Raw genomic sequence first — 22,963 nt, forward strand, 5'->3', positions numbered from 1 at the left:
CCCACGTCAGCATCGAGCACCTGCGCGCGATCCACGACGCCACGCACCCGGCCAGATTGCGGCGCGAGGACGCGCCCGACGCACCGCGCATGCCCGAAGCGGCCGGCCAGGCGTGGCTGGACGCGTTGGCCGACGAAGCGAACGACGACTGACCCGGGAAAGGAAACGCCATGCCACGCCCGCGCCGCACCCTCACCTTGAAACTGCCGGATGAGTTCATCGAGCTGTGCCGGCGGGACGGCGTTCCGCCCGAAACCGTGCTGCGCGGCTTCATCGCCGACCTGTGCGGCATCACGAATTACGCCGACGACCCGCGCGACGACGGCTACGCCAGCCACGGGTCGGACGAGCGCGACATGGCCTACGAATACTACGAGCGGGTCGGCTATCCCTACTGGAACAGGTAGGCGCGCCGCCGCGCGTATCGCCGCGCCCGGCATTTCGGCCGGGCCAGTCTCATCCCGCCAATCCTTCCCCCGACTTCCTCCCTGGCCGCCGATGGCGGCGCATGCCGTACAATAAATACGTCGCTGGCCGGAAATGCATCACCGGGCCAAAATGCGCGTCTGGAAAAAATTCCGCCCATGCTGGAGGTGTGCCTTCGTTTTGTCGCCGCAAGCCGTTGATCTGCCTGAGAAAAATGCCTGCGCATACGACGAAAGTATGACGGGGCAAACTATCTATGCATATGTCGGGGGGGATCCTCTTGCATTTTCTGACGCAACTGGTTTAGCTCCCAAAAGTCCTCGTTGGCCCTGTACGAACTGTGGTGGCTATCACGGTGGACTTTTCGGGGATTATTGCCAGTGGTGCAATGGAAAGTCACAAAGTCCAAAGGGTGGCGTTCCGCCCAATCCTTCGAATGATACGGCAGCAGAAAGTCCGGATAACTCTGAAGATGGCCAAGAAAAATTTGGTGCGACACCGAAGTCGTGTCCGACTGGTGGGGGCAACGAAAATAAGAGTACTTTGATAAAAGTTATCGCGGGAGGTGTCGTTGTTGTTGGCGGGATAATTTTTGCGCCTGAGATAACTATTCCCGCGCTCCTAATTGGCGGCGCGGGAGCAAGATAAGAAATTAAAAATTTCAAGCCTTTTCGGATTCTATATGCCAGTGCGAAAATACGTCTTAGAACTTATTGATCAGGAAACAAATTGTATTGAGTACGACTCAATCTTCGAAACCAACGATGAGGAATTTGTCATTTCATTGACCGGATTAAATAAAACGGATTTAAATCGCCCTTTTTTATGTGAAATAACTGCTGAGGCTCTTGAAAAACTGGTGGGCAGATTTAGGATGAGTGTGCCTAATAATCTAACGCATGCCAGGCTCAGGACATGGGTTAATCTAGATGCACTTCCTTATCGAAATCATACTGGACGAGAGCTGAGCTTGATGCTTCGCAAGCAAAAGCCTTTGGCGGTGTTTTACGAAATGATTGGAGATGATCCGGAATTGGAATTGATTCCGGATCGCTATTATAAAAAATTTGTTGATGCGGGCAGCATAATAAGGCGCGAAGTCATTATAGAACGTTGTGGAAAGCATTTGGTGCGGTATGTTTTTTATGCGCTTCCAGGCGAAGAATGGAGAATAGACGCATTTATATTGTTAATAAAGACTTCGAGCATTTCGGGATGGAATGAAGGTTTCAGTCGCATGGAAGGCTCGCTTCTCGGGTATGAGGATTGGCAAAATGATGCTCATATCGAATTGACGTTTAAGTCTCGGGATGAATGAGCTGAAAGAATTTGCAGATAATTGCATCTAAGCAATTATAATTTTTGTGGCAACTGTTCAGCCCGGTGTCAAAATGGTCGTCGCTCAGGACGTGCTGAGAGCACTGGGAGTTATTAGTGGCCGAGGTTTGGGAGGGTAGCGAAAGCGATCCTTCCCACTTGGCCGAGATCGAAGCCGAGCAGCGCAGATTGTGCGGCTTGCGCTGCGACCTGGACCCGCGCGATGCCTGGCAAATCGCGGCCGTGCTCGTTGTGCGCGCACCGCTGACCCGGATCTTCATGCTGCCGCGTGAGCGGCTATAGAGATTGTTTGGAAACTCTGAAGCAGGTGCCGCCCTAGCTGGAGTTAAAGAATCTCCTGGCTCATTTGTCTTGCTTGAATAATTAACTTTGCATGATTCTCTTGAATATGAAAACTAGATAGGGTTGGCAATCTGCCTTCTGATGATATCCTTTAGTGCCTCAGCGGATGTACGTTGCTCGGGAACGGTGAACTATGTGGGTTTGCAAGCCGGTGGGAGTCTTTTTGTTTCATTGAATGATGTAAATCATATTCATTCAATCTGTAATATTATTGCCCAAGGCACATTTACTATAGAGCCTGCACTATGCAAAACGATTTATGCAATGTTATTGCAGGCAAAAGCCCTCAATCAGACTGTGGGAATCTATTATAACGGCGCATCGTTTAACTGCGGGGCGAATCCTAATTGGGGTGGCGTGCCGTCAGCTTATTATGTGGAAATCAAATAGCTAATCATTAAAATCTCCTTAATTATTTATTTGATTGATTGTGAAAATATGAAAAAGTTTTTATCTCATCTTGTTCTATTGGTAGCTGGCCTTTTCTTCTCCCAACAAGCTGCCGCAGTCTATGAATGCAACGTAAAGGTAATTAACGTTCTGGTTTACGCGGATGGCTCGCTGAACGTTCTCCACAGCGGCCGAGGCGACTATACGGTTGTGTGCAACTTGAACACCGAACGCCAAGGCGTCAGTCCGACGACGTGCGCCGTCTGGTTTGGTCTTCTTGAAGCTATCAAAAAGAAGAATGGCGTCGCTGATATCTATTTTAACGGCGATGGTAGTTGTTCAACTTTGCCTACTTATGGAAGTGCTCCAGCTCCTGTTTATATTGGTGACGTGACGCAGTAATCGGCCTGGCTGGCCGACCTCGGTGCAATGACGCGGGAAGCGGACAACTCCCGATCGCGTCATTGTTCCATTTCCGCAGTCTCCGCATCCGCAGATGCCCGGGCGAGCCGCAGCCTGCCCTTATCCTTTCATCCCCACCTGAAACACCTGCACGCCCACCCCGTGCACATGCTGTCCCAGGCCGTCTAGATGAGCAAGCCACCGCTCGCGAACCGCAAATCGTTACTTCCGCTGTTCACATTCTGACATTCAAGAAGATCAACCTTGCCAAAACCTGATGAGAATAGTACTGTATGTTTATACAGTATTTCTTCGCATCAAACATGCATTGCTCAGGTTCAATATCTGCAGCGCCGGAGTCGTTGCACCCGTCGCTCTGGCTCGCTTCGCAACTGGCGCGTGCTGACACGCGCTGCATCGACACGGGCCATCTCGCGCTGTCGACCCACCTGCCGGGCGGCGGTTGGCCGACGGGGGTTCTCATCGACCTGCTGTTGCAACAGTCCGGCATCGGCGAGATGCGCCTGCTGCGTCCCGCACTGGCGGACGTCGCGACGCGGCGCGTCGTGTTGCTGCAACCACCGCATCCGCCCCAGGTGCTGGCGCTGGCCACGCTCGGGGTGCCGCCGTCGCAACTGATCTGGCTGCGTACCGGCAGCACGTCCGACGCGCTGTGGGCGGCCGAGCAGGTGTTGCGCAGCGGTAGTTGCGGCGCGCTGCTGTTCTGGCAAAACCACGTGCGTGGCGAACACCTGCGCCGGCTGCACCTGGCGGCGCAGGCGGGGGAGACGCTGTTCTTCATGATGCGGCCCCTGGCGGCCAGACAGGACGCCTCGCCCGCACCGCTGCGCCTGGCCTTGCGGCCGCAGCCGGGCGGTATCGAGATCAGTTTCGTAAAACGCCGGGGACCGCAGCGCGACAAGACCCTGTTTCTTCCATTGACTTCCTACCTGCCCAATCGTCATGCGCCTGTGGATCGGACTACACCTGCCCCTGTTGCCGCTCGAAGTGTTCGCACCGAGCTGGTCCATTGACACGGGCAGTGTCGTGCTCGAACGGGAGCGCGTGCTGCAGGCCTCGCCGTCCGCGCTGGACGCCGGCGTGCATGCCGGCATGCGTCGCGGCGGCGTCGTGATGTTGCTGCCCGACGCTCGCGTCCACGTGCGCGCGCCCGGGCTGGAAGCGGACGCGCTGCAGGCGGTGGCGCTGACCTTGCTGCAGTACACGCCGCAAGTCACGGACGGCGAGGAGGCGACGCTGCTGCTGGACGTGGGCGCCAGCCTGCGCCTGTTCGGCGGCGTGCGCGCGCTGTGCCGGCGCGTGCACGCGAGCGTGCGCGCGCTGGGCTTCACGGCATCGCTCGCATGCGCGCCCACCGCGCGCGGGGCATGGCTGATGGCGCGCGCGAATGCGGGACGCGTCGTGCAGGTGGAATCGCTGCTGCGCCGCCTCGACCGGCTGGCCGTGGCGCTGATGCCGGCGTCGCGTCCGTTCGCCGACTGGTTCGACGGCATCGCCTGCCGCACGCTGGGCGACCTGCGCCGCCTGCCGCGTCCCGGCCTGCAGCGGCGCTGCGGACGGGCGCTGCTCGACCAGCTCGACGCCGCCTATGGCCTGACGGTCGAATTGTTCAAGTGGATATCGCCGCCCGAGACGTTCCGTGCGCGCCTGGAACTGTACGACCGCATCGATGACGCCGAGCTGTTGCTGGCAGGTGCCCAATGTTTGCTGGCGCAGCTGACGGGCTGGTTGTGCGCACGCCAGCTGGCGGTGGAGCGTATCGTCCTGCAGCTGGAGCACGAACGGGGCAGGGTGGCGCGCGCGCCGACGTGTGTCGACGTCGTGCTGGCCGAGCCGACGTGGCGCGACGAGCACCTGGTCCGCCTGCTCAGGGAACGCCTGGGCCGGCTGGTGCTGGAGGCGCCCGTGATCGGCCTCGTGCTGGAAGCCATGCAGGTGCGGCCGATGGCGCCGCCGAATGCGTCGCTGTTTCCCGAACCGGGCGGCAGCGACGACGACCGCATGCGCATGCTGGAACTGCTGGCGGCGCGCCTGGGCCCGGAAAACGTCCTGCAGCCGCTGCCGGTGGCGGATTACCGCTCGGACCAGGCGAATGTGTGGGTGCCGGTCCAGCAAAAAGTCAGCGACAAGGCACGCAACGCCCAGTTGCCGCCCGACGTGACGAGCTTGCCGCGTCCGACATGGCTGCTGCCCAGCCCTATCGCGCTATTGATGAAGGGGCACTATCCGTTCTACGGCACGCCATTGCGGCTGGTTTCGAGCGCCGAACGCATCGAAGCCGGCTGGTGGGACGGTCCGGAAGCGCGCGATTATTTTGTCGCCGAAGGACAGGATCATGCGTTGTACTGGGTGTATCGGGAGCGTATCGGCACCAGCGAGGACGGGCCGAGGTGGTTTGTGCACGGGCTTTTCGGGTGAGGGGACGATTTAGCTTCGCGATATAGTCGGGTCTCTCCCTAATTCAAGCCTGTACGGACACATAATGAATATGGCATCCGCCGCCTTCGTTCGTCGTAAAGATAGTTACGGTTTTTCCTGCCGAAAACGCAACCATTAAATTGGCAACCGTAGTTTTGTAATTGGGGTCGGAAGAGTTGAGGTAGCCCCAAGTGTTCATACTTGGGGTCGTGTTGTTGCACATGACTGTCGAGCCAAGAAAAACTCTTAATTCAAAATTGTTTGTTTCATTGACTGTGTCAATCTTGCTGATTACTCCCGTTGCCACGCCATCCCATGCGTATGCGAAGCGCGATATGAAAAGTGAGAGAAATATGGGAATAAAAACTAAAGTGCGTGCTGTTTTCATAATTTCTCCGTGTAGCGATTCGGAAGTTGATCTTTGCTGCGACAATCTTATGATTGTCGGTATGGACAAGTTGTCGAAGGACGTCTCTTGCGAGTCCACTTGAGCCACTCGTAATGCCCTGTCGGAGCAATTTCTTTCCCGATGTTGCTGCCGACGCCCCACGTCCACGTTTACGTTCAAGTGCACGCGCCGGCGCTGAGGCGTAGTTTCGCATGTCGAACCAAGTCGGTCCGATAGATTCTCGCGAATATCATCACTGTCGCGCCTAAATCCTGTTCGCCATCGCCTTAACAATTGATAGGGCCGACGCACACGTATGCAATATCCCAAGCATTTGGGAACATATTGCACGTTTCCGTGTAAGCCACGATGATGGGTGTTTGGGAGACGAAAGCTGTCATAATCGCTGCTCGCACGCTTTTGAAATGGAGCTGAGAACTATCGATAGCAAAACGTGCGGTGGTATTGCAACCGCCGGAAACGTTCCCTTCAATCTTCACGATAAATACTTCTTTGTCTTGGAGGTGACTTGGGACAAAACCCGTGATTTTAGCGGTCTGAAAGGTCTGGGCATTTGCTAAGTTGCAAAAAATCAAACACATGAGGATTAAAAATTTCTTCATTTAGTGTCCTTGGCGAGATAAGAAATAGATATTTTCCGTGCTAGATGCCGCAACTTGATCGAGAGGGCGATAGAAACGGCGTTTCTCAGTCATAGCGCGACGATATTATTTTGAATTTATTATGATGTAATCAATGTCTTCGCCATCCGACCAGCGCGTACAACTCCCGTTGCCGATAATGCTTACCGTTTGACCATTTGCTTGAGCCAACAAGAGACTCGCTAATTGTTGCCGTCCGGTGAGCGACTTCTCATCTTTTATCATCCAATATGAATGTGTCGCGCAACCAGGTTTGTTCTCGGCTGTTCCGGTCACTTCGACATAAACGAGACCATCGCTTGCCCTGATGATAACGTTTTTCACCTGACCACTTTGCGAGCCTGCGAATGCTGCGATTGAGGCACAGAAGTAAATAAGGGAAAGGAAAGTTAATTTTTTCAAGGTGCGTAAATTCAGTCAAGAGAAAATGTTAGTCCGTAATCTCAATCAGGTCCACATTGCAAGAACTGCCAGGGCCATTCGATTGGCTATACACTATACGGCTGATCCGTTTGCCGGATAGCTTGGCAGCCAGAAGTTGCACATACAGACCTTTGTGATCCGATGAAATATAGGCGACACCATATGCGCAATTAAGTGTGAAGGGCTCGTTAAACGATACATAAAAATAGTCCGTCTGCGCGCCTAATTGCCTAACCGTTTTTTGATATTCATCGGTCGATTGGCTCTGTGCGATTGCAGTGATAGCTACACTGGAGATGAAAAATGCTATCAGTGAAATTAAGATTTTGCGGAAGAGCTGTTCCGTTTTCATGGATTATAAATAGGTGAACTGAAGGAAAATGATTTCAACTGGCTGCATGTGACAGCGCTGCACCTAAATAGACCTCCGGCGATAACTTAGGTGATTCGCGGCGCCTTTACTTAACCTCAATCCACTACGTAGAACCACTGAACGGTCGGCCATCCCTGAGCGCTACATCCACCAAGATGTACCGACAGATGTTTGCCGCTCAGGTAAGCAGCCATAAGCGCAGCGAAAGTTCGTTTCCCAACTGCAGTGTCACTATTGTCAAATCTGAATTGGTTGCCTGCACCGACCGGGCAATTGAGTGACGCGCCAAATGCAGCACCGTCAAGGTCCACAAAGCATGTGCCGTCAGTATTGTGGCAACCAATATCGAGGATTTTTCGCGGGCTGAGGTCCTCACCCGCGTATGCATTCAGGCTGTTCGAGTATGTCAATACAGTCAGAGTCAACAATATGATATTTTTATAAAATTTCATTACGGTCCAGTTGATGTTAAAACCTCAGGGAATATCTTCTGCTCGTAGATTAAAAGGCATAGTTAAGATCGTGTCTGACAATTTCTATTTTTCAGTCAGTGCGATATGCGAATAATAACCTAAATGATGCCTTAAATTCTGGGGAAAATAATCAATGCGGGCGTCAATAGGGACCCTCGACAAAATAGGTGCTTGGAATCCCGGACCAATCTGGGATAGTGCCACAGGTATAGCCATTTTCTTCGTAGTAAAGTGTAATCGACGCTCCCGAAACTTTTGCCGCCAACAGCGTCGCATAAGCCGCTTTACAGGCAACAGGTACCATTAAAAATGCTCCCTGGGTGCCCATGCTGCAAATTGTATGTATTTTCGTCGAATTTGTTAAGGCGACCACAACGCCGCCATTGCTGTTCAGTCCCAGATAACCTACCGTGCCGGAGCAAGAGTAGTTTGCAAATGCATTTGTTGAGAAGCTATAGAGAAAAACTAGCGCCATTAAAAAAACATGTTTTTTATTCATTTTATATATCGCATAACATCAATGGTTAGTGGATATTTATTTATCCAGGGAAATCAGGGGCGTGGGCGGCAGGGATAAACATCATTTGCGAAGAAGTGTTTTGACCGGCCGCTCTAACTTCCTGTGTGACATATCAAGTTCGAGAGGATTGAGATCATCCTCTCATGTGTCCGCATCCTATTGTGGCAATATATCCAAATAAGTTACTTCGCAAGCGCCGCTCCGGTTCGGTAAAGATTCATCCAATGCGACGTTCACGGTCTTTCCCTTTGAGAAAGCCATATACGCCGCAGCTACAAGATGATAGTTCTTGCTACTGATATATACTCGCCTCGTATCGGTGCAAGATGAGCCGGAGGGGAATTGCAAGGGTGTCGTAAACCACAGCTCAATTGTGTTGCTAAATACGGGGTTTTCATACTCTCCGACTGCGCGTATGAATTGGATCTTCAGGGCCGGCAACTGAAATTCGGTAGCCGAAACATTTGCCATAAAGCCGAGTAATATTGTTAGCGAAAAAAACACAATCTTTACATTTCTCATGGCGGAATTTTGGACTTAACTGGAATAAATATAATGGCGAAAACATCGCCAGGTTCTTTTTTGACGCTGCCGGGCAACCCGTCTTCCGGTTGATCGTATGGGATGCCTGAACATCACAGGCAGTTCGCCTGAAACCAAACTGAATCGATCAAGAGATCAGCATAGCAACTTTACCGCCAAGAAAATTCACACATTCCCACGCCGGCCGGGGTGATTTCCGCCCTGTTGCAAGCAAACATTCCCCGCTTGCTCCACAATGCGCCTGACAGCACCACCGCTTTCAAGAACGCACAACGAACCACCATGCTCACCGAACGTATCGACTTCCCCGGCCCGCACGGCAAGATATCCGCCAAGCTGGACGCCCCCGACGGCACCCCGCGCGCCTACGGCATCTTTGCCCACTGCTTCACCTGCAGCAAGGACGTGCTGGCCGCCACGCACATCGCGCGCGGTTTAGCAAGCCTCGGCGTGGCCGTGCTGCGCTTCGATTTCGCCGGCCTCGGGTCCAGCCATGGCGATTTCGCCGACACCAATTTTTCCTCGAACGTCGAGGACCTCGTCACGGCCGCCGATTACCTGCGCGATCATTACGCGGCGCCGCAGCTCCTGATCGGCCACAGCCTCGGCGGCGCGGCCGTGCTGGCGGCGGCCCAGCGCGTGCCGGAGGCGCGGGCCGTCGTGACGATCGCCGCGCCCAGCGACCCGCACTACGTCGTGAACAAGCTGCTGTCCGGGCACCTCGACACGATCGCCCGGGAAGGCGAGGCGCGCGTGAAGCTCGCGGGGCGCGATTTCAACATCCGCCAGCATTTCGTCGAGGACGCAGGCAGCCACCAGCTGCACGAGAAGATCGCCACGCTCGGGCGCGCGCTGCTCGTGATGCAGGCGCCGCAGGACGACACCGTCAGCATGGACAACGCCACCCGCATCTTCGAACTGGCGCGGCATCCGAAAAGCTTCGTGTCGCTGGACGGCATGGACCACTTGATTTCGCGGCGCGAGGACGCGGCCTATGTCGCCGGCGTCATCTCGGCATGGAGCGCGCGCTATCTCGGCGCGCAAGCGGAAACGGGAGCCGCGCATGCGTGACTTCGAGCGGCGGCGCGACCGCTTCGACTTCTTCGACCGCATGGAAAGCCCCGCGGTGAACCTGTGCTTCACGCTCGACGTGCCGGATTTCCGGGCCTGGTGCAAGGCGCACGACCTGGCACCGTTCCACGTGATGCTGTGCGCCGTCCTGCGCGCCGTGCTGAAGGTGAAGAATTTCCGCTACCGCATCGTGGACGGGGAAGTCATTCGCATCGACCGTCTCGTGCCGTCGTTCACTGTCATGAACCAGCACGGCGACCTGAATTTCGCCCAGTTCGACTGGACCGACGATGTGCGCGAATTCGTCGCACGCGGCCAGGCGGCGCGGGAGCAGGCCTCAAGCATGACGGAACTGAACATCAAGTACCGCACGATGTCGCCGCGCGACGCGAAGGACCAGGTGTTCGTCACTTGCATGCCGTGGCTCGATTTCACGTCCATCCAGCATCCGATGGCGTCGCTGGCCACCCCCGATATCCCGTCGCTGGCCTGGGGGCGTTTCCGCGACGGGCCCGGCGGCCTGCAGCTGCCGTTCTCCGTGCAGGCCCATCACGGCTTCGTCGACGGCTGGCACATCCACCTGCTGGGCCGCCAGGTGGCCGCCGAGCTGGCGGACATCATCCGTTGACCAAGTAGGGTGGGCACCCCTGTGCCCACCAAACGCACGTTGGTCCGCGGACGACTGGTGGGCACGGGGTGCCCACCCTACAGGTTGTTAGTCGCCGCCACCGCCACCGCAGCTGCCGCCGCAGCTACTGCCACAGCTGCTGCCGCAATTGCTGCCGCAGCTGCAGCCGCCGTGGTGGCTCGAACTTGCGCTGTCGCTGCCGCCAAACGAGAGGTCGCCGATGCCGCCGCAGGAACTGCCATCCGTCGCGGTGTCGCGCCGGCGCAGGTGGGCGGCGAGGATGGCACTGTCGACGAGGCCCGCCGCGTACAGGGCCGGCAGCGCGAGCTCGGGATGCGGCGTGGCGCGCCACATGCCGCGTCCCCGCTCGTTCAGCCGCGCATAGTGAACGTCGCCGCCCCGGTTCCAGTACCCATGCCCGCCGGGCATGCGCAGCGCGGCATCGAGGCCGAACAGCGCGGGCAGGCGCATGCCGCCCGGCTTGACGCCGTCGTGCGCGCAGCAGGTCGCGAACGTGTGGAGGAGGGCGCCGTCGGCGAGCGCCGCCCGTTCGACGTGGGGCACCGTCGTGCCGAAGTTGCGCCGGCAAAATGTCTCCAGCGAGATCGGGTTCCAGCGCAGCCAGGCATGCCATACCGAGTCGGCCGCATCGGAGGGCAGGGCGCACGGACGGTCGCTGCTTCCGACCGCGTCGAAGAACCGCAGCAGTCCTTCCGCCGCGCGGACGAAAAAAAAGGCATCCGTCCGGATGCCTTCGTATTCGCGCGGCGCGCTCGCGCGCCAGTAACTCTCCAGTCCCGCCGGCAGGTCCGCCAGCGCGGCCTGCCAGGGTGACGTGCGCCGCAGCCGTGCGGCGCGCAATGTGTTCAACCATCCCATGTCTGCCTCCTTGTCGTGTTGTTGTCGGCAGTTTCAGCCTAGCAGGCATTCATGACAGGACGATGACTTACCGCAAGGCCGCGAAGATCGCCTCCAGCCGGTCCTTCGTGCCGGGAATGCGCTCCAGGCGCGGGTAGCGCAGGCCGTCGCGGTAGTCGAGCGCGATCGTGCGCAGCACGTTGCCCTTCCTGACCAGCAGGCGAATGGGCTTGCCTTCCTTCGCTTCCTTGATCGCAGCCTTCAGCAGTTCCGGCTTGTAGACGCGGTCATTGACGGCCATGACGGTCGAGTTGGCGGCCAGGCCCGCGCGGAATGCCGGTCCATCCCACACGACGTTGCGCACGGCGCCGTCCTGCGCGACCGTGAAGCCCAGCGAATACGTGAGGTCCAGCGACTTGTTGCGCTCGTCCGCACCCTTCATGTAGTCCGTCGGCGTGTCCGTGTAGACGAGCTTCCAGCCCGCGCGCGCGAGACCGTCGAGCGGGGCGCCCGGGCCGTGGCCGTCCAGCTTCGTGCGCAGGAAGCTCGCCCAATCGTATGGCTGCACCTTGTTCAGTGTCGCGACGACGTCGTCGAACGTGTAGAACGCGGGCAGGTGGCTGCCGTTGTTCACGCCGTAGAAGGCGCGCGCGAAATCGTCCAGCGAGCGCTTGTCGCCGGACATCTCGCGGATGCGCGTGTCGACGTCCAGCCAGATCAGCAGGCCCTCGACGTAGTAATCCTCGCTGCGCTGCCAGTTCGCCCAGCCGAGCGGGCGGCGCGGGTTCATGATCGGATCGTAGACGGTGTCCTGCACGGTGCGCCACGCGCGGCCCGCCACGCTGTCGTAGCGCGCGGCGCTCGCGGCCAGCGCGTCGCGCGCGCCCGCGGGCGAGACGAGACCGGAGCGCGCGGCCAGCACGTTGCCCCAGTACTGGGTCTGGCCTTCGTACACCCACAGCAGCTCGTTGTCCATCGGGGTGTTGAAGTTGGGGACGTTCTGGCCGGCCGGGCGGCGGAACTTGCCGTCCCACGAGTGCGTGTACTCGTGCGGCAGCAATTCGCGTCCCGCTTCGCCCTTTGCCCATTCGGTGAAATAGCCCGGCTTGACGCCGTTCTCGCTGGACTGGTGGTGCTCGCGGCCGATGCCGCCGAATTCGTCGGACAGCGCGAGCAGGAAGTCGTAGTGGTCGTAGTGATACGAACCATACAGTTTATACGCTTGTTGCACGAGCGCGCGGTGCGGCGCGATCTGCTCGGGCTTCGCTTCCAGGCTTTCCGGCGTGTCGGCAAAGACGTTCAGCGTGACGCGCACCTTGGCGCCCGGGTCGAGGTCGAAGCGCTTGACGTAGCGGCCCGCGAACAGCGGGGAATCCATCAGCGTTTCCAGGTCGCTGGTCTTGAAGTGCACGTCGTCGCCGGCGCGGCTGTCCGTCTCCAGCGCCGTCGCGTACTGCCAGCCCGCGGGCAGCTTGAGGTTGGCCTGCACGTTGACGCCGCGCGCGACGTAGCCGGCCGGGTACAAGGTCGTCGAGATCCACTGCACGCCCAGGATGTCGTCCGTCATCGTGATGCGGCCCTGGCTTGTGTCCAGCGGCGACAGGTACTGATAGTCCGCTTCCAGTGTCGTGGCGCCTTCCGGGACGGTCAGGTGGAACGCGTACACGTGCAGCGGATCGCGCGTCCACGCGACGGGCTTGCCGTTCGCCGTGAACTTCAGGCCCGCCAGCTGCGTGATCGGGCCGTTCGGACCGTGGTTCGCGGGCAGCCATTGCGGATACAGCAGCGTGAGGGGGCCGGGCTTCACCGGAATCGTCATGTGCATGCGGAAGATCTGCTGCGACAGGTCGGTCGCATCGACGTTCAGCACCATGGTGCCGGGGTAGGGCTGGTCGACGGGGGCTGGCACGTCGGCACGGGCCGGGAAGACCAGCGCCAGCGCGAGCGCGGTGGCCGAGACGGTGGAAGCGAGCTTGAAGATCGACATGGCTGAAACCTGGGGAAAGAGACGCAAACGGCCGAGTGTAGCACCGTGCGCGGCGCCGGCATTCCTCCAGGCACCGATCCAAACGAAATTTTAAAACCGGCCAATAAAAAGATATTTTGTACGGCTTGAAAACGCGGCAGGGGGCCATTAGATTGGTTCCAACGGATGCTCACGATGAGGTCCGTCAACTTATCGCTTGTACTTTTTAGAGGATATCGAATCATGCGTACTTTTGACCTGTCTCCCCTGTATCGCTCCGCAATCGGCTTCGACCGCCTGGTGAACCTGCTCGAGCAACGCGCCGAAAGCGCGCCGAGCTACCCGCCGTACAACATCGAACTGGTTTCGGAAGACAAATACCGCATCGTGATGGCGCTCGCCGGCTTCACCCGCAACGAGATCGAGATCACGTCCGAACGCGACACCTTGCTCGTGACCGGCCGCAAACAGAAGGACGACGTGCAGCGCACCTTCCTGCACCGCGGCATCGCCCAGCGCGATTTCGAACAGCGCTTCCAGCTGGCCAACCACGTGAAGGTCGTCAGCGCCGGCTTCGACAACGGCATCCTGACCATCGAACTGGTGCGCGAAGTGCCCGAAGCGTTCAAGCCGCGCAAGATCGCGATCGCGGACGCCAACGGCAACACCGACAACGTGCAGGTGCTCGAGCAGCCGCAGCAACAGCAGCACGCCGCGTAATCACCGCAGCGTGATCGCGTAACGGAAAGGCGCTTCGGCGCCTTTCGTCGTTTACGTCCCACGTCGTGCGGACCGATAACCGGTAGGGTGGGCACCCCGTGCCCACGCGAACGCCGGCGTTGTGCGAACGTACGCGTGGGCACGGGGTGCCCACCCTACGAGCTGGAAATTAAGGGATGTCTAAGACTGCTGCGCCAATATACTCCCTACGAAAAGAGCAGTTTTCGAATCCACTTTTTCCAATCTAGGAGCACGTAAATGCATAACGAAGGTGCCGTTACTGCCATCACCGCAAAACGTCTCACGCTGGCCTTGATCGTGGCCGGTGTCATTGGCGGAGCGGTGGGCGCGATCGCAGTCGAACACAATAACGCCACGGCTGCAGCCGCAGCGGCCACCGCGCCCGTGGCAGCGACCACGGCGCCCGTAGCGGCCACGCCCGCGCCCGTGGCGGGCAATCCGGTCGGGGTGGCATTGCCCGACTTTACCCAGATCGTCTCGCACAACGGCCCGGCCGTCGTGAACGTCCGCGTCGTGGGTACGACGAAGGTGTCGCAGCGCCAGATGCCGCAGTTCGACGAGGACGATCCGTTCTTCGAATTCTTCCGCCGCTTCCAGCCGCAGCAACCGCGCGGCGGCGGACGCGGGGAACTCGTTTACGGCGCCGGATCGGGCTTCATCGTCAGCCCGGACGGCGTCATCCTCACCAACGCGCACGTGGTGCGCGATGCCGACGAAGTCACGGTCAAGCTGCAGGACCGCCGCGAATTCCGCGCGAAAGTCCTCGGCTCCGATCCGAAGACCGACGTCGCCGTGCTGAAGATCGACGCGAAGAACCTGCCCGTCGTCCCGATCGGGAACACGCGCAACCTGCAGGTCGGCGAATGGGTGCTGGCGATCGGCTCGCCGTTCGGCCTGGAAAGCAGCGTGACGGCGGGTGTCGTCAGCGCGAAAGGCCGTTCGCTGCCGAACGATCCGGTGCCGTTCATCCAGACCGACGTGGCCGTGAACCCCGGCAACTCGGGCGGCCCGCTGTTCAACACGCGCGGCGAAGTGGTCGGCATCAACTCGCAGATCTACAGCCAGACGGGCGGCTACCAGGGCTTGTCGTTCGCGATCCCGATCGACGTCGCGGTGCGCATCAAGGACCAGATCGTCGCCACCGGCAAGGTGAAGCATGCGAAGCTGGGCGTCCAGATGCGCGACGTGAACCAGGACTTCGCCGATTCGTTCAAGCTGGAGTCGCCGGACGGCGCCCTGGTGGAGAACGTGGAACGCGGCGGCGCGGCCGAGAAGGCCGGCATCAAGTCGGGCGACGTGATCCGCAAGGTCAACGGCCAGCCCATCATCGGCGCGGGCGATCTGTCGGGCATCGTGTCCGTGTCCAAGCCGGGCGACAGGATCGGACTGGACGTCTGGCGCGACGGCAAGATCGTCCACGTGGACGCCACGCTGGGTAGCGCCAACGACAAGCCGGAGCGTCTCGACCGCGATACGCTGGCCAGGAACGACGGCGGCGCCAAGCTGGGCCTCGCGCTGCGTCCGCTGGACCCGATGGAGCGCCGCCAGGCCGGCGTGCCGGCCGGCCTCGTGATCGAGGATGCGGGCGGCGCGGCGGAAGCGGCCGGCGTGCAGCCGGGCGACCTGCTGCTGGCGGTGAACGGCAAGCCGGTATCGTCGGTGGCGCAGGTGCGCGAGGTGGTGGGCAAGTCCTCGAAGTCCGTGGCCTTGCTGATCCAGCGCGGGGATGAGAAGATCTTCATCCCCGTCCGCATCGGCTGAGACGTCATCGTCGTGCCGTACCGGCAGGGTTTCTGAAAATCGGGAGATGGAATGCGGCTGCTGCTGGTGGAAGACGATACGATGATCGGTGAAGTGGTGCTCGACCTGCTGCGGGCCGAGCACTACGCCGTCGACTGGGTCAAGGATGGCGAGATGGCCGACACGGCCCTCATGCAGAACCAGAACTACGACCTCGTCGTGCTCGACCTGGGCCTGCCCCGCAAGGACGGGCTCGAGGTCCTGCGCGCGATGCGCGCCCGCAAGGACCGCACGCCGGTGCTGGTCGCCACGGCGCGCGATGCCGTCGCCCAGCGCATCGCCGGGCTCGATGCCGGCGCGGACGACTACGTCCTCAAGCCCTACGATCTCGATGAAATGCTGGCGCGCATCCGCGCGCTGCTGCGCCGCGCCGCCGGGCGCGCCGAACCCGTGTTCGAGTACAAGAACATCTCCGTGAATCCCGCCACGCGCGAAGTGCTGGTCGACGGCCAGCCCGTCGTGCTGTCGGCGCGCGAATGGGCCGTGCTGGAAGCGCTCGTCGCGCGTCCCGGCGCCGTGCTGTCGCGTGCCCAGCTCGAGGAAAAGCTGTACAGCTGGCGCGACGAAGTGTCCAGCAATGCCGTGGAAGTCTATATCCACGGCCTGCGCAAGAAGCTGGGCAGCGACTTGATCCAGAACGTGCGCGGCGTGGGCTATATGGTGCCGAAGGTGTGAGGACCGCATGAAAATGAAGGTCACGCATTCCCTGCGCGGGCGCCTGTTGTGGTTCCTGCTGGCGGCGATCACGATCGCGGCCGTCGCGCAGGCCTCCATCGCCTATCGCACCGCGCTCAACGACGCCGACCAGATCTTCGACTACCACATGCAGCAGATGGCGCTGTCGCTGCGCTCGCGCGCGCCGCTGACGAGCGCCGACGACGCGAACGGCGACGCCCCGATCAGCGGCAACGACGATCTCGTCGTGCAGGTGTGGTCGCCGGACGGCGTGCGCGTGTTCCGCAGCGCCTCGCACGCGCACCTGCCGCAGCGCGCCGTGCTGGGCTTTTCCAATGTGCGCGCGAACGGCACCACGTACCGCATCTTCTCGATCCAGACCGACACCCAGACCGTGCAGGTCGCGCAGGACCTGGCCGTGCGGCGCAGCATGGCAAGCAATCTCGCGCTGCGCACGCTGGGTCCCATCGCCGTCATGATGCCGATCCTGATGCTGGTCGTGTGGTGGGTCGTCAGCGGTTCGCTGGAACCCGTCGCGCGCGTGCGCAAGCAGGTGGCGTCGCGCCAGGCGGACGATCTGTCGCCCGTGTCCGAAGCGGGCCTGCCGGACGAGGTGCGCCCGCTCGTGCAGGAATTGAATTTGCTGTTCGGCCGCGTGCGCACGGCGTTCGACGCCCAGCAGCATTTCGTGGCCGACGCCGCGCACGAGCTGCGCACGCCGCTCGCCGCGCTGAAGCTGCAGGTGCAGAGCCTGGAGCGGTCGGACAGTCCGGAGGCGAAGCGCGTCGCCGTCGGCCGCCTGACGGCCGGCATCGAACGGGCCACGCGCCTCGTCGAGCAGCTGCTCGTGCTGGCCCGCCAGGAAGCCAGCATGGCGGGCGGCGCGCCGCGCCAGAACGTCGACATCGCGGGCGCGGCGAAGCGCGCCGTGGCGGAACTGGCCAGCGTGGCCACGGCCAAGGGCATTGACCTGGGCCTGCCGCGCGCGGACGCCGCCGGGATCGAGGGGCAACCGGACGCGCTGATGATCCTGCTGCGCAACCTCATCGACAATGCGATCAAGTACACGCCGCACGGGGGCACGGTCGACGTGTCGGTGACGGTGGAACATGGCGCCGTGCGCGTCGTCGTGGAGGACAGCGGCCCCGGCATCCCGCCGGCGGAACGCGAGCGCGTGTTCGACCGTTTCTACCGCGTGCCGGGCAGCGACGCGGCCGGCAGCGGGCTCGGTCTCGCCATCATCAAGTCGATCGCGGAGCGGCATGGCGCCACGTTGGCGCTGGGCGAATCGAAGCGGTTGGGCGGTCTTGAAGCGACCGTCACGTTCCCGATGTGACGTTTGCGATATATCGGCGTTACGCGTGGGCTCGGGGAGCCCACCCTACGATATCGAGCAAACGTAGGGTGGGCACCCTGTGCCCACGCGAAAGCCGGCAGCACGCGAACGTCACTGCCGGCCCCCGTGCTTACCTTGCAGGTCAGAACTTGTGCGACAGCCGCGCGAAGTACGCGGCGCCGTTCAGGCCGAACTGCACGCTCTCGTACTTGAAGCCGTTGTCCGTCTCGTCCGGATTCTGCTGGGTCGGATGCACGTTGAAGATGTTCGTGCCGCCGACGGTCAGCTTGGTCTTCTCGGTGAACGCCCACGTGAACGCGAGATCGGCCGACGTCTTCGACTTGTAGTACTGGTCCGGCACCGGCGGGCCATCGAACGTGCCCAGCGTCTGCGGGCCGTAGTGGATGATGCGGAAGTCCGTTTCCAGCTGGCCCAGCGTGTAGTCGAAGTCCAGCGTGGCCTTGCGGCGCGGGCCGCCCTGTTCGATGAACAGGCGCTCGCGTTCGGACAGCAGCACGTCTTCGTGACCCACCAGCGAGGCCGGCGCGTGCACGCCCGTCACTTCGGTCTTGCTGAAGTTCATGGCGAGGTACGTGTTCAGCTTGCCGCCGCCCAGGCTCGTGCGGTGCGACGCCGTCAGGTCCAGGCCCTGCGTGCGCGTGTCGACGGAGTTCACGAAGAACTGCGCCTGGCCCACGCCCAGGTTCTGCAGGATGGCGCCGAGGGCCGGGTAGTTGTCGGCGTCGAAGCGGCCCGACAGCACGATGCGGTTGTCGATCTGGATGCGGTACAGGTCGGCCGTGACGGAGATGCTCTTGGTCGGCGTCCACGTCGTGCCCAACGTGTAGCTCTTCGATTTTTCCTCGTGCAGTTTCGGAATGCCTGCCGCGTTGGCGACACGGCCGCCGTTCGGTGCGAGCACGACGTCGGTCGGCACCCCGGCGACGAAGTCCGTGAACGTGGACGAGAAGTAGACCTGCTGCAGCGACGGCGCGCGGAAGCCCGTGCTCGCGGAGGCGCGCAGCAGCACGTCGTCCGTGGCCTTGAACGCGGCGGCCAGCTTGCCCGTCGTCGTCGAGCCGAAGTCGGAATAACGCTCGTGGCGCGCGGCGGCCTGCAGCTTCGTGCGCGGGGCGATGTCCGCTTCGAAGTCGATGTAGGCGGCCGTGCTGTGGCGGTCGCGGTTGGCGGCGTCGCCCGGCTGGAAGCCCGGGAAGCCCTGGCTGCCGGCGTTGCCGCCGACGCCCACGCCGTCGGCGTCGATGTACGAACCCGGCTCGCCCGCGAAGATCTGGTAGTTCTCCTTGCGGTACTCGAAGCCGAATGCGGCGTTCAGGCCGCCGAGGACGTCGTCGTAGAAGCGGCTGAAGTCGGCGTTGGAGGTCAGCTGGCGGAACGAGAAGCCGCCGGCGTCGAACTGCGACGGGCTCACGCCCTTGCCGCCGTTGATCAGGTCCAGGTTCGCGATCGACGCGTTGAGCGTGTGCGAGATGTTGTAGCGCATGCGGTTGTAGCCATAGGTCTGCGAGAAATCGCTGGCCCATTCGCCGATGCGGGTGCGGTAGCCGATGATGCCGTAGCGGTCGTCGATGTCGCCGTTGATGAACGGGACGAAGCCGTTCGGGTACATGGCGGCCGAGTTACGCGACGGGATGTCGTCCGAACCGACGCCGCCGCGCGCCCATGCCGCCGACGACGCGTCGCGCGTCTGGGCGCCGGCCGTCAGGTACAGCTTGCCCGGGCCGACGGGGAATTCGCCGTTCACGTACACGGTCTCGTTCTTCGACTTGGTGTCGCCGATAATGCGCAGGCTGCCCGGATCGGAGCGGTTCGAGCGGCCGCGGTCGTAGTATTCGCCCGTGATGCCCAGCACGCCGTCGGCGACGGCCACGCCGCAGTACGCGGACGCCAGCCAGTTCTTGCCGTCGTGCTTCGAGTATTCGCCGAAGCCGGCCACGGCTTCGCAGCCCAGGTCCTTGCGCAGCTCGATGTCGAGGACGCCGGCGATGGCGTCCGAGCCGTACTGCGCCGCGGCGCCGTCGCGCAGTACCTGCACGTCCTTGATGGCCAAGGTGGGCAGCGCGTTCATGTCCGTGCCCGTGTTGCCGCGGTTGCGCGCGCCGAACAGGTTCACGAGCGCGGTCGTGTGGCGGCGCTTGCCGTTCACGAGCACGAGGGTCTGGTCGGAACCGAGGCCGCGCAGGGCGGCGGAGTCGATCAGGTCGGCGCCGTCCGCGCCCGTCTGGCGCGTCGAGTTGAACGACGGCGAGATGTTCGCGAGGGTCTGCGCGAGGTCGAACTGGCCGCTTTGCTCGGCGGCCTTCGTCAGCGGGATGTAGTCGACGGGCACCGGGGTATCGGTGGACGACGTGTTGCCGACGCGGCGCGAGCCGACGATGTTGACGGTCTGGACGTTGTTGTCCAAAGCGACGGCGCCCGTTGCATTTTGTGCGAAGGCGGCCGGCGCGAGGGCCAGCGCCGCGCTGCCGTAGAGGCCGAGCAGGACAGACTGGCGGATCGTTGTAAGTTTCAAGGGGTGGGCTCCGTGGGGAAAACTGCATATTAAAGAATTTCCATGTGGGCAACCATTGAACGTCTCATAAGTACAACAGGGAACAATTACAATTCGGCCACCTGTCGACGACCCGGAAGGAAATCAGGATGAGTACGCTCCCGCTCCCGCTCCCCGCCTATGATGATGTCGCCCAGGCTGCCGGACGCATCGCCGGCGTCGCCAACCGCACGCCGGTGCTGACGTCGCGCACCATCGACGAGGCGTTCGGCGCCCAGGTCTTTTTCAAATGCGAGAACATGCACCATCCGGACGTGATCGCGGGGCAGGGCATGGCGGCGAAGGAATTGTTCGAGGAAGTCGGCCCGCTGGACGCCTTCTTCGTGTGCCGTTCCGCAAGGTCGAGATCGTGCACATCGACACCCCGCAAACCATCGCGGACGGCGCCCAGACCCAGCACCTGGGCAACCTCACGTTCCCCATCATCCGGCGCGCCGTCGACGACATCCTGACGGCCAGCGACGACGAACTGGTGCAGTGCATGCGCTTCTTCGCCGAGCGCATGAAGATCGTCGTCGAGCCGACGGGCTGCCTCGGGTTCGCGGCGGCGCGGCGCATGCGCGATGAATTGCGCGGCAACAAGGTGGGCATCCTCGTCAGCGGCGGGAATGTCGACCTGGCGAAGCTGAGCGGGGTCCTTGCCGGCAGTGCCGGCAAGGACGGCGGCAGTTTTTTTCAGATCAATTCGGGGTCAGAGCACTTTTTCGAGCACCGCACGGAGTGTGCTCTGGCCTCGATTTGTGCTCTGACCCCGAATTTCGGAAATTTTTTTGATGACGCTGTCGATTCCGTGATGTCCCGTTCGTCGTCGGGATGTGGCATCCACTTTCATCCAACACTCAGGAGGCATCATGAACAAGCAGATCTTCGTCAACCTGGCCGTCAAGGACCTGAACAAATCCAAGGCATTCTTCGAGGCGCTGGGCTACACGTTCAATCCCCAGTTCACGAACGAGAGCGGCGCCTGCATGGTCATCGCGGACGGCAGCATCTACGCGATGCTGCTCACGGAGCCGTTCTTCAAGACGTTCGTCGACAAGCCGATCGTGCAGGCGAAGGAAGCGACGGAAGTCCTCGTCTGCCTGAGCTGCGAGAGCCGCGAGGAAGTCGACAGCCTCGTCGCGAAGGCCGTCGCTGCCGGCGGGCGCGCGCCGCGCCCGCCGCAGGACCACGGGTTCATGTACGGCCACGGGTTCGAAGACCTCGATGGCCATATCTGGGAACTGGCCTGGATGGCGCCGCAGGCCTGATCAGTTCATCGAGTGCAGGCCGATCATGTTGCCCTCGGTATCTTCGACGAGGGCGATGTGGCCGTACTGCCCAATGGAGAATTTGTCCTTGAAGATGCGCCCGCCGTGCGCGGCCGCGCGCGCCGCTTCGACGGCGCAATCGGCGCAGCTGAAATATACGATGACGCTGTTGCCGCCGGCCTTGAACCCGGGCATCTGCACGAGCGAGCCGGCCGCGCCGCCGTCGTTCGGGTCGCCCCGGAAGGCCCACATCTGCAATTCGGACGTCGCCGCGTCGCCTTCCGCGCTGAGGCGCTCCAGCATTTTCCCGAACACGGCTTCGTAGAACGCACAGGCGCGCGTCATGTCGTCGACATAGATTTCGAACCAGCCTACCGCATTTCTCGACATCGCAATCTCCTTCGTCGCGCGGCGGGTTGAGGGATGTTCACGAGCGTACGGGGCCGCGCCGCCGCCATTCTGGCACGAAGCGCACCCCGTCACACCTGTTCGGTCAACCGGCTTTCACTGCGCCGCCGACGCAGACGGCGCCGCCGTCCACGCGCGTGCGGATCAGGCAATCGGCGCCCGTCGCATGGCCCTGGCGCAGCACGATGTCTTGCCCCAGCAGCACCGTCAGCGCGCCGGCCGCCACGCCCGTCGCGCTGTCTTCCAGGGCCGGGTCGAGGTGGTTGAAATTGCGGCCCTCGAACGTGCCGTCGTCCCGGCGGCACCACGCATAGATCCCGTTCACGCCCACGTCCTTCCCCCACGCGGCGATGCGCGCGAGGTCGGGCGCGAGGCCGTACAGGACGTCCGTGTCCGCCACCTCCGCCAGCAGCTTGGGGCTGCCGATCGACGCGACGCGCGGCGGCGCGACCAGCGCCCGCGGCGCCGTGCCCAGCAGCGCCGCGCAAGCGTCCACCGTCACGTCGAGCGCGGGGGCAGGCTGGGCGGACAGGCGCACGAAATACACGCCGGGTGCGCCATCGTCGTCCCGCGCCAGTTCCAGTAATTGCCCTTCGACGGCCGTGCGCACGGCGATCGTGCCGGCGTTCGGATCGCGCGCAAACAGCACGGCCGCCACGGCCAGCGTCGCGTGCAGGCACAGCGGGCTGCGCTTGTGCGGATAGTAGTAGTCGATCACGAGCGCGCCATCGGCGGCCGTGTCGAGGAAGACGCTGGTCGTGTCGCGCGCGCGGGCGAGGGCCAGTCGCGCGGCGGCGTCTTGATCGCCGTCTTCGATGACGAGGGCCGGATTGCCGGCGCCGGGGCGGGCACTGAAGCAGCGCAAGGAATGTATGTGCATGGTTGGCGAGGTCGGGGTCGTCGTATATACTGTGTTTTTATACAGTATTGCATGATAAA

General features: G+C 61.4%; 25 protein-coding genes and 1 pseudogene. 15 read left to right on the forward strand and 11 right to left on the reverse strand.

The features are described 5' to 3' along the window. Positions 1-170: 170 nt before the first annotated feature. From HAV22_RS19175 to HAV22_RS19205, 7 genes are all read left to right on the forward strand, one after another. Positions 171-407 carry a hypothetical protein gene (locus HAV22_RS19175; RefSeq protein WP_166861316.1) on the forward strand — a complete coding sequence of 79 codons (237 nt, stop codon included), beginning with the start codon at positions 171-173 and terminating at the stop codon, positions 405-407. 701 nt (positions 408-1,108) lie between these two features. Beyond that, positions 1,109-1,744 carry a hypothetical protein gene (locus HAV22_RS19180; RefSeq protein ID WP_208296277.1) on the forward strand — a complete coding sequence of 212 codons (636 nt, stop codon included), beginning with the start codon at positions 1,109-1,111 and terminating at the stop codon, positions 1,742-1,744. A 158-nt stretch (positions 1,745-1,902) separates the two neighbouring features. Beyond that, the gene (locus HAV22_RS19185; RefSeq protein WP_166861318.1) at positions 1,903-2,046 is read left to right on the forward strand and encodes a hypothetical protein; all 144 of its coding nucleotides are present in this window, start codon (positions 1,903-1,905) and stop codon (positions 2,044-2,046) included. Between the two features lie 195 nt (positions 2,047-2,241). Further along, positions 2,242-2,496 carry a hypothetical protein gene (locus tag HAV22_RS19190; protein ID WP_166861319.1) on the forward strand — a complete coding sequence of 85 codons (255 nt, stop codon included), beginning with the start codon at positions 2,242-2,244 and terminating at the stop codon, positions 2,494-2,496. A gap of 48 nt (positions 2,497-2,544) precedes the next feature. Next, positions 2,545-2,898, forward strand: coding sequence for a hypothetical protein (locus HAV22_RS19195; RefSeq protein ID WP_166861321.1), 354 nt, complete (start codon positions 2,545-2,547; stop codon positions 2,896-2,898). A 323-nt stretch (positions 2,899-3,221) separates the two neighbouring features. Beyond that, positions 3,222-3,932 (forward strand): translesion DNA synthesis-associated protein ImuA, encoded by a 711-nt coding sequence (gene imuA / locus HAV22_RS19200; RefSeq protein ID WP_166861583.1) that lies wholly within the window; start codon positions 3,222-3,224, stop codon positions 3,930-3,932. After that, positions 3,862-5,337: a Y-family DNA polymerase gene (locus tag HAV22_RS19205; RefSeq protein WP_166861323.1), complete on the forward strand. Its 1,476-nt coding sequence runs from the start codon at positions 3,862-3,864 to the stop codon at positions 5,335-5,337. The genes imuA and HAV22_RS19205 overlap by 71 nt, the downstream gene beginning before the upstream one ends. Before the next feature lie 43 nt (positions 5,338-5,380). Here HAV22_RS19205 and HAV22_RS19210 read toward each other — a convergent pair whose 3' ends face one another. From HAV22_RS19210 to HAV22_RS19235, 6 genes are all read right to left on the reverse strand, one after another. Next, entirely contained in the window at positions 5,381-5,725 is a 345-nt protein-coding gene (locus tag HAV22_RS19210) for a hypothetical protein (RefSeq protein ID WP_166861325.1), read from the reverse strand. 287 nt (positions 5,726-6,012) lie between these two features. Next, positions 6,013-6,348, reverse strand: coding sequence for a hypothetical protein (locus HAV22_RS19215; RefSeq protein ID WP_166861327.1), 336 nt, complete (start codon positions 6,346-6,348; stop codon positions 6,013-6,015). 105 nt (positions 6,349-6,453) lie between these two features. Next, positions 6,454-6,789 carry a hypothetical protein gene (locus HAV22_RS19220; RefSeq protein WP_166861329.1) on the reverse strand — a complete coding sequence of 112 codons (336 nt, stop codon included), beginning with the start codon at positions 6,787-6,789 and terminating at the stop codon, positions 6,454-6,456. A gap of 28 nt (positions 6,790-6,817) precedes the next feature. Beyond that, positions 6,818-7,162: a hypothetical protein gene (locus HAV22_RS19225; RefSeq protein ID WP_166861331.1), complete on the reverse strand. Its 345-nt coding sequence runs from the start codon at positions 7,160-7,162 to the stop codon at positions 6,818-6,820. A gap of 116 nt (positions 7,163-7,278) precedes the next feature. Beyond that, positions 7,279-7,635, reverse strand: coding sequence for a hypothetical protein (locus HAV22_RS19230; protein WP_208296278.1), 357 nt, complete (start codon positions 7,633-7,635; stop codon positions 7,279-7,281). A gap of 163 nt (positions 7,636-7,798) precedes the next feature. Then, positions 7,799-8,155: a hypothetical protein gene (locus HAV22_RS19235; RefSeq protein WP_166861333.1), complete on the reverse strand. Its 357-nt coding sequence runs from the start codon at positions 8,153-8,155 to the stop codon at positions 7,799-7,801. A 753-nt stretch (positions 8,156-8,908) separates the two neighbouring features. Here HAV22_RS19235 and HAV22_RS19240 point away from each other — a divergent pair. Then, positions 8,909-9,790, forward strand: coding sequence for an alpha/beta hydrolase family protein (locus HAV22_RS19240; RefSeq protein WP_371869687.1), 882 nt, complete (start codon positions 8,909-8,911; stop codon positions 9,788-9,790). Next, a complete protein-coding gene (locus HAV22_RS19245) occupies positions 9,783-10,418 on the forward strand; it encodes a CatA-like O-acetyltransferase (RefSeq protein ID WP_166861337.1) in 636 nt (211 codons plus the stop codon). Before HAV22_RS19240 ends, HAV22_RS19245 begins: the two co-directional genes overlap by 8 nt. Before the next feature lie 87 nt (positions 10,419-10,505). On the opposite strand, the gene HAV22_RS19250 is transcribed toward HAV22_RS19245, so the two are convergent. Next, a complete protein-coding gene (locus tag HAV22_RS19250) occupies positions 10,506-11,297 on the reverse strand; it encodes a UCP032817 domain-containing protein (protein WP_166861339.1) in 792 nt (263 codons plus the stop codon). Between the two features lie 67 nt (positions 11,298-11,364). Continuing rightward, positions 11,365-13,263 (reverse strand): M61 family metallopeptidase, encoded by a 1,899-nt coding sequence (locus HAV22_RS19255; protein WP_166861341.1) that lies wholly within the window; start codon positions 13,261-13,263, stop codon positions 11,365-11,367. Positions 13,264-13,485: 222 nt separating this feature from the next. On the opposite strand from HAV22_RS19255, the gene HAV22_RS19260 reads away from it, so the two are divergent. From HAV22_RS19260 to HAV22_RS19275, 4 genes are all read left to right on the forward strand, one after another. After that, positions 13,486-13,962 carry an Hsp20 family protein gene (locus tag HAV22_RS19260; protein WP_166861343.1) on the forward strand — a complete coding sequence of 159 codons (477 nt, stop codon included), beginning with the start codon at positions 13,486-13,488 and terminating at the stop codon, positions 13,960-13,962. 258 nt (positions 13,963-14,220) lie between these two features. Continuing rightward, positions 14,221-15,744 carry a Do family serine endopeptidase gene (locus HAV22_RS19265; protein ID WP_166861345.1) on the forward strand — a complete coding sequence of 508 codons (1,524 nt, stop codon included), beginning with the start codon at positions 14,221-14,223 and terminating at the stop codon, positions 15,742-15,744. A 51-nt stretch (positions 15,745-15,795) separates the two neighbouring features. Further along, a complete protein-coding gene (locus tag HAV22_RS19270; protein ID WP_166861347.1) occupies positions 15,796-16,458 on the forward strand; it encodes a response regulator in 663 nt (220 codons plus the stop codon). Between the two features lie 13 nt (positions 16,459-16,471). After that, positions 16,472-17,794, forward strand: coding sequence for an ATP-binding protein (locus HAV22_RS19275; RefSeq protein ID WP_166861585.1), 1,323 nt, complete (start codon positions 16,472-16,474; stop codon positions 17,792-17,794). Between the two features lie 142 nt (positions 17,795-17,936). Here the strand turns inward: HAV22_RS19275 and HAV22_RS19280 are convergent, their stop codons facing one another. Continuing rightward, positions 17,937-20,327 carry a TonB-dependent receptor plug domain-containing protein gene (locus HAV22_RS19280; protein ID WP_208296279.1) on the reverse strand — a complete coding sequence of 797 codons (2,391 nt, stop codon included), beginning with the start codon at positions 20,325-20,327 and terminating at the stop codon, positions 17,937-17,939. A 128-nt stretch (positions 20,328-20,455) separates the two neighbouring features. Here HAV22_RS19280 and HAV22_RS19285 point away from each other — a divergent pair. Continuing rightward, positions 20,456-21,012 (forward strand): annotated as a pseudogene (locus HAV22_RS19285) (pyridoxal-phosphate dependent enzyme); the annotation flags it as partial. A 205-nt stretch (positions 21,013-21,217) separates the two neighbouring features. After that, positions 21,218-21,616 (forward strand): VOC family protein, encoded by a 399-nt coding sequence (locus HAV22_RS19290; RefSeq protein ID WP_208296280.1) that lies wholly within the window; start codon positions 21,218-21,220, stop codon positions 21,614-21,616. Here the strand turns inward: HAV22_RS19290 and HAV22_RS19295 are convergent, their stop codons facing one another. Both HAV22_RS19295 and HAV22_RS19300 read right to left on the reverse strand, forming a co-directional pair. After that, positions 21,617-22,006, reverse strand: a complete 390-nt coding sequence (locus HAV22_RS19295; RefSeq protein ID WP_166861348.1) for a VOC family protein — start codon at positions 22,004-22,006, stop codon at positions 21,617-21,619. It abuts the gene before it with no gap. Positions 22,007-22,109: 103 nt separating this feature from the next. Next, positions 22,110-22,904 carry a PhzF family phenazine biosynthesis protein gene (locus tag HAV22_RS19300; RefSeq protein WP_166861350.1) on the reverse strand — a complete coding sequence of 265 codons (795 nt, stop codon included), beginning with the start codon at positions 22,902-22,904 and terminating at the stop codon, positions 22,110-22,112. Positions 22,905-22,963 lie beyond the last annotated feature (59 nt).

The sequence above is a fragment of the Telluria antibiotica genome (genome assembly GCF_011682055.1).
In the GTDB taxonomy this organism is placed as follows: domain Bacteria; phylum Pseudomonadota; class Gammaproteobacteria; order Burkholderiales; family Burkholderiaceae_D; genus Telluria; species Telluria antibiotica.